This window comes from Vibrio penaeicida, assembly GCF_019977755.1.
Lineage (GTDB): Bacteria > Pseudomonadota > Gammaproteobacteria > Enterobacterales > Vibrionaceae > Vibrio > Vibrio penaeicida.
This window is the reverse complement of record NZ_AP025145.1, coordinates 2264997-2278677: the sequence shown is the minus strand read 5'-3', so window position 1 is coordinate 2278677 and position 13681 is coordinate 2264997. Positions and strand designations below refer to the sequence as shown.

At 43.6% G+C, this 13681-nt stretch carries 9 protein-coding genes; 1 reads left to right on the top strand and 8 read right to left on the bottom strand.

Going from position 1 to position 13681, the window contains the following annotated elements:
- Positions 1-80: 80 nt before the first annotated feature.
- From LDO37_RS28425 to LDO37_RS28415, 3 genes are all read right to left on the bottom strand, one after another.
- A complete protein-coding gene (locus LDO37_RS28425; RefSeq protein ID WP_101111820.1) occupies positions 81-923 on the bottom strand; it encodes a mechanosensitive ion channel family protein in 843 nt (280 codons plus the stop codon).
- A 98-nt stretch (positions 924-1021) separates the two neighbouring features.
- Positions 1022-1915 (bottom strand): LysR family transcriptional regulator, encoded by an 894-nt coding sequence (locus LDO37_RS28420; RefSeq protein ID WP_224055739.1) that lies wholly within the window; start codon positions 1913-1915, stop codon positions 1022-1024.
- Positions 1916-1954: 39 nt separating this feature from the next.
- Positions 1955-3394, bottom strand: a complete 1440-nt coding sequence (locus LDO37_RS28415) for an SLC13 family permease (RefSeq protein WP_224055738.1) — start codon at positions 3392-3394, stop codon at positions 1955-1957.
- Positions 3395-3743: 349 nt separating this feature from the next.
- Between LDO37_RS28415 and LDO37_RS28410 the strand changes: the two genes are divergently transcribed.
- On the top strand, positions 3744-4271 hold the full coding sequence (locus tag LDO37_RS28410) for an outer membrane beta-barrel protein (RefSeq protein ID WP_224055737.1): 528 nt from the start codon (positions 3744-3746) through the stop codon (positions 4269-4271).
- Positions 4272-4476: 205 nt separating this feature from the next.
- Here the strand turns inward: LDO37_RS28410 and LDO37_RS28405 are convergent, their stop codons facing one another.
- From LDO37_RS28405 to LDO37_RS28385, 5 genes are all read right to left on the bottom strand, one after another.
- The gene (locus LDO37_RS28405) at positions 4477-5919 is read right to left on the bottom strand and encodes a catalase (protein ID WP_224055736.1); all 1443 of its coding nucleotides are present in this window, start codon (positions 5917-5919) and stop codon (positions 4477-4479) included.
- Positions 5920-6213: 294 nt separating this feature from the next.
- Positions 6214-8424 (bottom strand): M4 family metallopeptidase, encoded by a 2211-nt coding sequence (locus tag LDO37_RS28400; RefSeq protein ID WP_224055735.1) that lies wholly within the window; start codon positions 8422-8424, stop codon positions 6214-6216.
- Between the two features lie 286 nt (positions 8425-8710).
- Positions 8711-10612, bottom strand: coding sequence for a M20/M25/M40 family metallo-hydrolase (locus LDO37_RS28395; RefSeq protein ID WP_224055734.1), 1902 nt, complete (start codon positions 10610-10612; stop codon positions 8711-8713).
- Between the two features lie 954 nt (positions 10613-11566).
- The gene (locus LDO37_RS28390) at positions 11567-12790 is read right to left on the bottom strand and encodes a zinc-dependent metalloprotease family protein (protein ID WP_224055733.1); all 1224 of its coding nucleotides are present in this window, start codon (positions 12788-12790) and stop codon (positions 11567-11569) included.
- A 63-nt stretch (positions 12791-12853) separates the two neighbouring features.
- Positions 12854-13561 (bottom strand): hypothetical protein, encoded by a 708-nt coding sequence (locus LDO37_RS28385; RefSeq protein ID WP_224055732.1) that lies wholly within the window; start codon positions 13559-13561, stop codon positions 12854-12856.
- Positions 13562-13681 lie beyond the last annotated feature (120 nt).

The following is a 13681-nucleotide window of genomic DNA, read 5'->3' as shown; positions in this document are numbered from 1 at the left end:
CGGTTACAAAAACCAACACGCCAGCAAAATGCTGGCGTGTTATTAGAACGTATCTCGAAAGGTCAACAGACCTCAGCAATTTAAGACGCTTGCTTGCCTGGGAACTGATGAACATGCACATCGCGCTGAGGGAACGGGATAGTGATGCCTTGTTCGTCGAAGGCGATTTTCACGCGCTCGTACAAGCTGAAATACACAGGCCAGTAATCGTCAGATTTCACCCAAGCCCAAACCAGCATACCGACATGGCTGTCGCCGTGTTGGCTAACGTGAACAAGTGGCTCAGGATCGTCCAATACAAGGTCGTAATCGGCCAATACTTTCATGAGAACTTCGCGCGCTTTACGTACGTCGTCACCGTAGCTGATACCAAATTCAATATCGACGCGGCGATTCTCTTCACAGAAGAGGTTTTTAACCGTTCCATTAGAAAGCATACCATTAGGAATAATGATTCTTTGATTATCGTAAGTGATTAATACAGTAACAAAAATTTGTATATCAACCACTTTACCCATGTGACCTTGCGCTTCAATTACATCGCCTATTTTGAAAGGCTTGAAGAACAGAATGAGTACGCCACCAGCAAAGTTAGACAAGCTCCCTTGCAGCGCCATACCTACGGCTAAACCTGCGGCACCCAGCATAGCGATGAAGGACGTGGTCTCGACCCCTATCATCGAAGCGACAGAGATAATGAGCAGAATTTTAAGAATGACCGAGGCAAGTGAGCAGAGGAAACTTCTTAGCCCTTGTTCTAAGCGAACACGCTCTAATGCAACGTCAACACCTTTGGTTACTTTCCCAATTAACCACCAACCAATGACCAAGACCAAAAATGCAAGAATGAGCTTAGGTCCGAATGTCAGAACGAGTTCTAACGCTTTTTCGTAGATTTGTTCTAACGAAATATTGTCCATCATAAATATGACTCCTTTTTAAAATCACCTGAATTATAGGTTAGACCATCTACGTAAGTACTTCCCATTGTTGAGAAAATAAAGGGATCAAAGACATACTGTTACCTAGAGCTGTGATTACCAACCATAGAGTCTATCAACGAGTGGAGTACCGGATCGGTTTGGCGAGATTTCTTGCAAACGAGTAATGTTCTGATTCTTAGGGATATGTCATCCAGAATAACGATGTCGTCTGTTTGTTCGCTTGATTGAGGTTGAGAATGAGGTTTGTCGTGAACCAACCCTATACCAAGACCACCGGCAATTAAGGTGCGAGTGACTTTTTCCCTATCGGCATGAATCAGTTTTTTAGGGCGAAAGCCACGTTGTTTGAATAAATGTTCAGCGGCTTTTCCGCAGCACGTATCTTCACCGGGGTAAATCCAAGGGATGTGCTGCAACGCTTGCCAGTCAACAGGAGAGTAGAGCTGAGGGAAATGTGGGGACGAAGCGAGTAGTAACCTTATTTTAGACAGCTCTGCAGAGAAAAAATCTTCTGGCGCTTCACCGAATTCATTATAAATACCAGCATCCAAGTCGCCGCTTCGAATACCAGCGACAATGTCTTGCGTTGAAAGATGTTGCAGCTTTACGTCAACTTCTGGGAAATGCTCAGCAACATATATCATGATTTTCCCAAGTGTTTTGGGATCAGTATGACTGGTTGCGCCAACTTGGATCACTCCCGCTATTTGCCCTTTGATCTTGCGTGCTTCTTCGACCAAGTCTTGATGCGCTTGTAGCGTTTCTTCTGCTTTAAGCAAAATTCGCTGGCCATCTAAGGTGAGTCGCATACCTTGAGGCGTGCGTTCAAACAACGTGAGATCTAAAGACGACTCTAGCGCTTTAATGTGCGCACTTATGGCTGGTTGACTCAAAAAAAGCCGCTCTGCCGCGCGTGTAATACTGCCTTCTTGAGCGACGACGACAAACGTTCGTAGTTGGTGGTTGTCCATTACCCCTTCTCCCTCCTCTTTTTGCCAACATGACCTACTTCAGAATAGACCGATAAGACGCCACCATAATAGATCGAGCGGTAAAAGAACCACGACTGTGATGAAAAATAGGACCAAACATAACTTACTGATGGCTGCGATGGGTAACTTACCCATTTGTATTGCTGTGACTAGCGGAGGAGCTTGGTACGGCAATAAAATGTTGGAGAAGGCAAAAACCTGTGTCATCAAAACGGTGGCGATAGGCAAACCAGTGGATAGTGCAAGGTCGCCTGCAATGGGGGTCATTACCGCTGGAACCCCAGGCAAGCTGGTGGTAATAGCAACAATCGTTGAGATGAACGTCAGCGAAACTATACTTTGCAGTTGTTCCCGCGGTGAAAACTGCACGCTATCACCCAGAGCTGCGATTAGCGTTTCCCCTAAGCCAGACTGCGCAATGACCGCACCCAAGCCAATAATACCCGCCACGAAGAAAAGAGAGTTGTAGTTCAAATCGGCTTGAAAACTGGCTTTGGTGGTTAAATTCAAAAATGGGCATAAACAAATCACCGCACCAGCAAGCCCAATCCATCCCGGAGAAATATGGTGAATGCCGTCTGTTAGCCACATGACCAAACAACCCAAAATAATGTAAGCCAGCGTTTTCTCATCCTTTGTTACAGAGGGCAAAGAGACCGTTTCTTTTGTTGTGTGCTTTGGATCGTCGGAAGGAAACATTTTTAAAATCAACAAAACCAATACCACACCTTTCAGCGCACCTAACACAGGGAAGTGGATCAGCAAGTAATCCCAGTAGGAAAGTTGCAAACCGTGAAGGTTTTCAGCCATACCCACAAGGATCATATTGGGCGCGTTGGCGGGTAAAATGGTGAAAGCAGGTAACCAAGTTCCAAAAGCCGTGGCGGTAATCATACCAATGCGTCCTTTAGAATCACTTTGGTATCCCATTTGCTCCGATAACGCCATAATTATAGGGAGTAAGAGCGCTATTCTGCCCATGGAAGATGGCATGATAAAGGCGAGTGCAATACCGAAAATGACAATCCGCCAAATTATGGTGTTATAGCGCGTACCTAGCGCAGAAGCGAGCAAATGGGCGATGCGCTTTCCCAGCCCTGTATGTTTGAACGCGGCTCCAAGAACCAACCCAGCAAACAATAACCAGAACGTAGAGGATTGAAATCCAGAAAGCGCAACGGAAGCGGGTGCAATATTGAAAACGATGGCGATAAGAAAAAAGCTCAATGCCGTCCAATATTCCGGCACGACGACCGTCGCCCACAAGCCTATGCAAAACACCGTTAGTGCCGCAACAGATGCGAGCTGAGTCGACTGAAATTGCGCGACTACGATGCCAGTTAATACACTGAATAGAGTAATACCTGCGGCTACCCTAAGATTCTTTGCTTTTTTTTCTGATGGCGAAGCGTCGGGTGAAGGCGGCGCTTTTATCGTTGTGGAGATTGGGTCTGACATGCGGATCTCACTCCTTTTTAATTTTGTAAGAATACTGATAGCTGTGAGCATGCTAGCAACACTCTTTGATTCAAATCCAATCAATAAAATTGAAGCAGGCGATCAGGATTGCTGAGGTCTGATTTTTTCTGCGTTGCGGGTGTTTAGATTTTGCAATTGTTTGATTTTACATAAATGTCTGATCGTTACCGCTTTACTCGTTCTTTTGAGATGTACTTGCATTTATGGCGGTAGAGGTGGGTCGCAATACCATGACTCATCAATGAAAAACTGTGAGGTGGAGTCAGGAATTTAGTAAAGTTGCGTGAATATAAAACCGGATTCTAAAAGAAAAATGGGTAGTGGAATTATGAAGAAATTACGTAGTGGCTTGGTTCTCATCGTCGGTTTGATGTCTGGCTTTGCGAGTGCTCAAGATTTTAATCGATTGGAAGGTTGGAGCCTTGGTGCGGGGTATTCTGATACCGATTATTCAGCGAGCCTTGGAGGGTTCTCAATTACAGAAGATGCAGGCTCTGGGTTGAGATTGGAAACCACATACAACTTCAATGGGTTTGCCGCGTTAAAGGCGTCTTACGAGAACAACACTAAAGATGAGCTGAAAGGGCACACCTTAAAAGCAGGGGGAGAACTAGGGTACTCTTACGTGTTATCCGATGGTTCATTTATCAAACCTTACATTGAAGTGGGTTATGCCAACCATCGAATTGAAGGTACCACGACGACCCAAAAAGTGAACGAATCTGCCGCATACGGCGGAGCGGGTATACGGTTCTCGACCAACTATGGCTTTTATGTCGATTTCGGCGCTGATAGAAGCAAAATGGACGGTGTCAATGTGACTCAGCTGAGTGCCACATTTGGTATGAAATTTTGATTCTGTCCAACCTCACCTAATGCCTCACCCAAAAAAACAGCCTGAATTTGTCAGGCTGTTTGCGTTTCTAATGGTTCGTTAATTAACTTGTCGGATTAGTAAAAGATAAACAGATCCGTGGTGTTAAATAGTGTCATAAAATCTTGTTCGCTCATGGCGTTCTCCTTTCTGGTTTCTCTTTTCTGATTTAGGAACACGGCGTTTATTATGATGCGTTTGCTTTTTTAATGGCTTTCTCTAACCCTTCACCGTATGCCTTGTCTGCTTGATACGCGTGGTCAATATGACGTTGCTGTATGAAGTCGGGTACCCCTTTGATGGAACGGGCGGTGTTATCAAACAAACGTTGTCGCTCTTGCTCATCCATCAGGCGGAAAAGATCGCCGGCCTGAGTAAAGTAATCTTCGTCTACACGGTGGTCGTAATGATCCGCATGACCAGAAATACGCAACGGTGGCTCGGAGTAATCGGGTTGCTCTTCCCACTCTTGTTGTGAATTTGGCTGATAACCAATGGTGGAACCGTAGTTGCCATCGACTCTCATCGCACCATCACGGTGGTAGCTGTGCACTGGGCATCTTGGCGCATTCACAGGGATCTGATGGTGGTTTACCCCTAAACGATAACGCTGCGCATCACCGTAAGAGAACAAACGACCTTGAAGCATTTTATCTGGGGAAAAACCAATACCCGGAACAATGGAAGCTGGGTTAAATGCCGACTGTTCAACTTCTGCGTGGAAGTTTTCTGGGTTGCGATTAAGTTCCAGCTCGCCCACTTCGATCAACGGATAATCTTTCTGAGACCACACGCGGGTCAAATCGAATGGGTTGAAATTGACCTCATCGGCTTCCAGCTCCGGCATGATTTGAACGTACATGGTCCATTTAGGCGTGTTTCCGTTTTCGATGTTGTCATAAAGATCGCGGTGATGGCTTTCTCTATCTCGTCCACACAAAATGGTGGCTTCTTCGTCGGTTAAGTTTTTGATGCCCTGATGTGTTTTAAAGTGGAATTTCACCCAGTAACGTTCACTGTCTGCATTAATAAAACTGAACGTATGGCTCCCGAAACCATGCATGTGACGGTAGCTGGCAGGAATGCCTCGGTCACTCATAACTATGGTGACTTGGTGGAAAGCTTCAGGCAAAGATGTCCAAAAGTCCCAGTTATTTACTGCGCTTCGCATATTGGTTCTTGGGTCGCGTTTTACCGCGTGGTTCAAATCGGGGAACTTTAGAGGGTCTCGTAAAAAGAACACAGGGGTGTTATTTCCAACCAAATCCCAGTTGCCTTCCTCGGTGTAAAACTTAAGCGCGAAACCACGAATATCCCGTTCTGCGTCTGCTGCGCCTCGTTCTCCGGCGACGGTAGTAAAACGTGCGAACAAGTCGGTCTTTTTCCCTACTTCTGAGAAGATTTTTGCCCGAGTGTATTGAGTAATATCATGTGTCACTGTGAAGGTGCCGTAAGCGCCAGATCCTTTGGCGTGCATACGCCTTTCAGGGATTACTTCACGGTCAAAATGAGCCAGTTTCTCCAAAAACCAAACATCTTGAAGAAGTTGCGGTCCTCGCGGGCCAGCGGTCATAACATTCTGGTTATGTGCAACAGGGCAACCTGCTGCGGTCGTTAGCTTCTTACTCATAATATATTCCTTACAGTGTATTTTTTTAGATGAATTCGTTGACCATAGGACAATCCGAAAACAAAGAAACATAGCCATTAATAATCTAGTACATCGACTACATAATCCCTATTTAAATCAGGGTTAATTAAGAACAAGTTAAGGCTACCCTTTACACTTTGAAAGGTATATTCGATTATATTTATAGCTTTGATAGATAAATTCGATGGGTTGGGTTTGATAACAGAAAAGAGGGGCTTTACTGCCCCTCTCAAATTACATTTTGGATTTTTTATCTTACGAGTTGTTTACTGTCTATTCTGCTGTCAGCGTTAATGTGACGCCAGAGCTATTGTAGTAACCGTAAATACCGATGTGCCAAGTGCCTGCACCAGGGTTGGTAAACGTACAAGATTCATTGTTGCCATTTTTCCAAGGACGGCAGTCGTATTGGTAGAGTGTAGGGTCGGAACCTTTTCTAACATACAAATCGACATCACCATACCCGCCAGACGTGGTAATCGTCATGGTTGAATAGCCCGTACCTAATTCTTGAGTGAAGCGTTGCCACTGACCACCGCCAACAGAGATGTTGCCCAGTGTGTCGTAGATTGGTGTTGGTCCGCTAGGTGGCGGCGGAGGTGTTGTACCACCATCATAGCTGGCAGTTAAAGTTACGCCACTTATCTGATTCCAAGCTTCAACCATGACATGGTAAGTGCCCGTTTGGATATTGCTGATCGCACAGGTTTCGTTGCTTGAGCTGGTGGTGCTCTTACAATCGTAAGTGCTTAGCGATGGCTTGGAGCCGAATTTTACGTAAAGGTCCGCATCACCCGAGCCGCCCATTGTAACGAAACGCAAGTTTGTCGCGCCCGCAGGAACTTGGAATGTGTAGAATTTCTGATCTTTCGCTGCGCCTGAAATCCCCGTTACAGGAACGCCATTTTGCAGTTCGTTATCGCCAGTAGGGGGCGGTGGAGGCGGTGTTGTTGTAGGGCAATCGCCCACACCAACGGCACACCAAGCGGTTTCAACAGCGTTTTTCTCTGTTGCGCCATACAGGTCTTGCGCTGCTTGAGCGGTTGCTGTTCTAGCACCCGAGAAGTTGGTGTTTTGGTTCATGTAGGTGACCAGCGCGCGATAGAAGATTTTCTCAGCTTTGAGCATACCGATGCCTGGCACTTGTGCATTGGATTTTCCGCGAGGGTGTGTTCCACCGTCTACAAGCAATACGTACGCTAAGTTCGCAATACCGGAGTTGCCGTGTACGCCGCCATAATCGTTGTCTCTGTTAGGATTATTGCTGAACGGTATGCGTTCTGGGTACCAGTCTTTTGAGTAATTATCTTTGGTGGGATCGTTCATGTAGCGGAAAGCTTTACCGGGTTGGTTGTACAAACCGTCGCCTAGTAACCAGCTGGATGTCGTTGTACCATTTTTGAACGCTTCTGCGGATAGACCAAGAATATCTGACCATGCTTCATTCAATGCACCAGGTGCATTTTGGTAAACAAGACGGGCAGAGAAGTTGGTGACACCGTGCGTAAACTCGTGACCAATGATGTCGAAATCTGAGGTGAAATCGTAATCAACCCCGCCACCAGCTTGACCATAAAGCATTTGCGAACCAGTCCAATACGCATTTTGCTCACCAAGGTCGACACTGGATACCAACGTCATCCCGTTGTTGTTGAGGCTGTCACGACCATGTCGCTGTTGGTAATAATCGTAAACTGTTGCTGCACCATCATGAGCGCGTTGCGCCGCAGCGTTGCCGCCACAATTTTGGTTGTTCGTACAAAGCAGTTGCCCTGGTGCAGAGTTTTGATTACCGCCGTTAAGGGTGTACGTTTTCCAACTCTTTGCCGAGTGTACCTGTGCATGTCGTGCGAGCACTTCATTGGTTGCGGCATCAATGTAAACTATGTCACGACCAAATGGTCCAGCACCTGCAAAGTAGACGACTTCCATACGCCAAGCGAGTTTTGCTTCGTCTTGATCCGGCAAGTAGATGTAAGCCAGTTCAGGTTGTGTTTGAACTGAGCCAATACTTTCTCCAACTGAGCGAGCCTGTTTACCATTGTCATTACTTTGCTTGGTGGCAAACGCAGCCGAAGCCGGAGCAGAAGAAACCGCGAGTGCGCCTGTTACCGCATAAACAGGGGCATTGTTCAGCAAGCCGTTAGCGTTATTGCTGACTTCTGTGTGCAAAGCAATACTGTTGCCATAGACTTTAATGCCATTAATTTTCTGATCAAAAAACGTGTGCTTTTTCCCCAGTTCATCAACCCATTGGCGAGAAACTTCAAATTCTTCGCTTCCCGTCGACTTATACGATGGGTTGCTGGCCAGAATTTGCTTTAACGCCTGAACTTCAGCACCTGCAGTTGCATTACCTAAGTTCCCAGTGACAAATGAAGGTCGCCCAGTATCTGTCGCTGTTTTTATTTCCATCTGTGCGAAAGCAGAGGTCGATAATGTAATACCGACCACTAAGGGGATAATTCCTATTTTAAACTTCATGATTTATTTTCCTGTATTTAAAGGATCGCTGGATATCTCCAACATTCCATCCACCATGAATATTCATGGTTTCCTTATACGTATTCTTTTATTTAAAAAGAGACGTTATTCCATTAATACCAAAGATTTTATTATCTATTTCAGTATTAATTTGATGTGCTTATTCATGCTGTTCTATTAACTAAAACGGCATAGGAAATAGTTCATGCAATGACAAACTCATCAAATTTGGATGTGTTTAATCTGCCCTTTTCCGATTCGAAAAGGGCAGTGAAGCGCCACTATTTTATGGTGTGGCTTTGATATTGAGCGTTAGCCCTGTCGTTGTTGAATATCCGTAGATGTCGATATGCCAAACGCCAGATTGCGGTGACGTGATTGGGCAGTTTTCATTATTCCCATTGAGGTAAGGTCGGCAGTCGTGTTGCCCAAACGTAGATTGAGCGCCATGGCGAACGTACAGATCTGCATCGCCTGATCCACCCGATATCGTGACGGTTAGGTTTGAATAACCTTCGCCTAGTGTTTGGGTGTAGCGTTGCCACTGACCACGAGAAACAGAAATATTAGTAGCCGTTTCGTTAATGGGTTCAATGCCTGTAGGCGGTGGGTTACCGCTGTCGGTATAGCTTGCTGTAAGAGATACGCCAGATATCGAAGACCAAGCCTCGACCATCACATGGTAGGTTCCCGCTTGTGCGTTTGGAATTTGGCATTGTTCATTGTTTGAACTGTTGGTGCTTTTACAGTCATAACTGTTAAGTGTTGGCTTGGAGCCAAATTTTACGTATAAATCTGCATCGCCAGTTCCGCCTGATGTTGTGAATTTCAGGTTGGAAGCCCCTGCTGGAACGTTAAACGTATAAAAGTTTTGCGCTTTAGCTACCCCAGATATGTTGGTTTTTGCCACACCATTTTGCAGTTCGTTTTCGCCAGTAGGTGGCGGTGGTGGAGGGGTTCCTGCAATCGTACCTTTAGCGAGTTCAGAAATGAAGGCAACGGACAGTTTGGCAAACTTAATCGCATGGCTTGAGTCAAATTGGGTATCATTTGCTGTATGGATGAGTGGGTTCGAATCGTGGAAATTTGCTTCAGCTGGCATAGAAGCAGGGAAGCCCTCATTGTACCAAGAGGCGTGGTCGGAACACGCGTAACCACACTGCGAATTACCGTGCGTCATATTCGGCAAGTATTTGTTGATCAGGTTTCGAATAAACTGGTTTTGTCCTGAATTGGTGTAGTCAGTGATGAGTACGATGTCGCGATTAAATGTCCCCTTATAGCCCGTCATATCAAACTGAGCGACACCCACCACATTCTTACCAGAGCTTTTGTAAGACTGGGCGATGGCTTTAGAACCTCGTAGCCCGACTTCTTCTGCGGCATAACCGATGATTTTAACGGTACGCTTAGGCTTAAATCCGCTTTTAACGATCGCGTTTAGCGTTTCAGTGAGAACAGAAATACCAGAAGCATTATCGTCCGCACCTGGGGCGGATTCGTTACCTGGGCTTCGTGTATTGATGGAGTCTAGGTGCCCGCCGATAACGACGATTTCGTCGGCAAGAGTTGTACCATTTATCGTTGCGATAACAGAAGGTTGTTTCCAGCTGTGATTAAAAAATTCCACACTGATATCACTGCGTGCCTGCGAAAGTTGAACCCAATGATCCTTTATCCATTTTGCAGCGTCGTAACCCGACTGAGACGTATAATAACGATCGTAGTAATTGGATAATGTATTGACGGTATTGGTTAGGTTTTGCTGTGACGTTTCTGACATCATCGCATTGGTGACAGACTCGTTATCGATGGTGTAGTTAACGGCTGCAAAATTGGCAAAGCTCTGATTCGCATTCGCGGCTTGTTTCGCGTATGCCTGCGCTTCTTCAAACGAATCGTGATAAAAGAATCCACCACAGCGTTTGAATTCATGGTGCATGAGCTCACTCAAATTGTTTATATCGGCGGTATTAATCTCCGATACGGTAATGCCATTAACGCCTTGTACTGTTTGAGATGAAAAAGCCAACCCTTTGTGTTCTTGCGCTGTTGTAAAGTGTTGAATTGCGTCGCTACCAATTGTTATCCAAGCTTTTGTTGGTTCGTTTGGATTTATAGTGTTTTGGCTAGCGATTGAATTTGTAGCGCTAATTGCTGTGACGAGTAACAAATACTTAACTTTCATTTCTTATTCCCGAAATTATTAAAGTTAAAAAAAGCCTATACCCACTAAAATAAGTGAACACTTATATAACTCAATATTATATTTTATAAGTCATGTGACTATAGCTATTAATTAGCTTATTAATGTTTGTTGAAAATATGATTTTCCTCAAGCATCAAAAGAAAACAGAAATAGAGCCAAACCCTATCCCACTTTAGAAAGTTCGAATTAATCAAATACACAGCCGTATCAGTGACTGAGTACAGAGATTGTTATCAATGGTGTGAGAAAAAACAAATTTCAGAAGAATTTAGAAAACCTTATTATGTTGACAGGTGTTATCTAATATGTTTATTGGTGTTTTTTTACGGTACGTGTATAACGAAATATGCTTGGTATATAGGCGATACAGCAAAGAGTGTAAAAAATATTTTCCATTCCCCTAGCAATCATCCCTAGTAGAAATCACGTGAACAGAAGATGAATAAGGGTAAAAAATTAAGAATAAATGAGATCAATGTTGCGTTGAATAAGAGTTTAATTTTCAACTTATTGATATATATAAACTTATAATTGAATTAATGATATATGAATTAAACGGATTGCTGTGCGCTTTTACATATCTAAAGCATAAGTAATTGAAAGACTTATACTTTATTTTTATCCCAAAGTAACGAGTTGAGCCAATTTTAAAATTGTATTTTTCATTCGTTTCATTAATTTCATGTGATAACTATTCAGGAATTACTATAATTAATGTCAGAGTTATGTCATTCCAATAATGAGAATGAAAATACATATTTCATTGTTTAACGTTTGCCTTCCTGTAAACAACAGAATTAATATTGTTATGTTATACAGTAACGTAAATTAATATTCAAATCTTAATTCATTTTCTTCTCCTTATGCGTGTTATTTGTCTGACTCTTTCTAATAAAAATACCCAAGAACCTCTAGAGTTCTTGGGTATACGGATTACTTAAGGGTTAGAACGGCGCTTTTAACTACGCCAGTATCTCGTTCGAACTTATCCGTAACACGCAGTGTCCACTGACCGTTGAAGTCGATACCTTCAATATCTTGCAAGGTGAAAGTAACATTGTATTTTTCACCACGATCTCTACTGTTCGCTTTCTTCAAAATCCAGTAGCTATTATCTGGCGCAATAAGTCGAATAGACAAATCACCAATGAACTCATGTTCCACGTTTAGCGCGATTGTTGGTTTGGTGATCTCGCCTTCGAAGGACACCTTAAGAGGAATGTCTACCTGAGCTTGGTCTGGAATTGCTACAGGGGAGTCGATTTTAAAGATGTTGTTGGGTTCTTTAGGATCGATTGGCTGAGTCGGTTTACCTGTATCCGTACCATCGGTTTTACTTTGATAGATATTGGCAATTTTAGGTGCGGTTAGACCAATAGCACGAGCGGCATTTGCTACCCCTTTGCGACCACATGGTTGACCTTTACACTCTACTTCTGGGTTAGAGAAATTGTAAGAACGCCCTTTTATACCGAAAAGGTACCCATAAGCCATTGTCGTTGCAAATTGCCCGTTTACGCCATAACCATAAGCATCTTTTTCTGCTCCACTTTCGAGATGAGGCAAACTGTTGTATTGCTCACGTGCGTGGTAAATACCAAAGTTGTGACCTAATTCGTGAATAAACGTATCACCACCACATTCGTTAATGTAGGTATGGCTGTACATTCTGCTTTTCGCCCAAGATTGGTCACCATCCCAATGAAATGCTGGTATTACCCAAGCCACACCACAGCTGATGCTATAACCATTGGCGGTGCGTTCGTAATCCGGAGAGTTGTCGAGGTCTAGATAGCGGAACATAGCTACCATATCCGCGCCTTCATCTTTTCTTACTTGCTCGATATCGCGGAACAACGCGGACTGGTTATATCCAGGTGTCATCGCTTTCAAAGCAACATCTTGCTCTTTTTTTCTACCGGGCTCGGAGTCGAAGTTGTATTCTTTCAGCCCAGCGAGATTGACTCTTATGTCTAGCTTACTGTCCTTAAGAATCTTATTACCAACATTGAAACGATGTTGAATAGCAGTGATGTGGTCAATTTTTTGCGCGGTTTCTGTTGTGTAAACACCCAGTACATCAATATTCGTTGTTGCGTGTGCAAGTGGTGCAACAAAGCTCGACGCAACAATCGCCGCTAATAACGTTTTTTTCATTTTAAATCCTAAAATAGTATCTTTAATTAATTAGTTTGTTTTTATTTGAACTGCATTTATTAATTAGTCGTATCCATGAGTATCTGGGACTTCATAAATCCATGCAGTGTTTCCAGAGCCTTCAATTTTAATTGGACCATTAGGGTGACCAATAAAACCAAAAATTGAAGAACTTCCAAAAGTGAAGGTGGCTGGGTAGTTCTGATTATCAATTTTGAAATTCCCCGACCAAGTTCTTACACCTTCATTTTGAAATTCGTTTGATTCCACTTCGATATCAATGTCAGTGTTATCCGGTAAGTTGAGAGTCACGTTGTCATTTGTATTTAGAGATTGGAATTCTGATACATTCGAAAACTCAATCGCTTTAATACTTTCTATGGCTTCACCTTTAGGTCTTATGCTTACAAGTGTTTCGCTTGGATTTACATCTATCCAAGCTTGTTCCAAGCTTATTGGCTCATGAGATTTGTCTTCATGTACTCTTGTTTCCTCAAGCGATTTTTCTTCCTCATGAGCGCTTTTCTTGCTTTGCGTTTCTAAATGAATGGGTTCATCTATTTTCGCTGCGTGATGATTGCCACTCTCTTGCTTTTTTCGACCCGCTTGTTTGTCAAGAATGCTGCTTTCTTCAGAGCTTCTGCTCGCTTTTAAATTTTTAGAAGAATTGGTATCTAGCGATGTATTTGGATCGTTAGATATATCGCTAAAAATAAAGAAAGATAAAGGCACAGCTAACCCTATCGCGATTAATATGGGTTTTATTTTCACAAAAAATCTCCCTACCAATAATTATGTTTATGGCAAAAATATTAAGAATTCGGTTTGTTTGGAGCCTACTATCTAGTCAGACTCCGCCCCTTTACGTTGTGTGCAAAAGGCTATACGTAC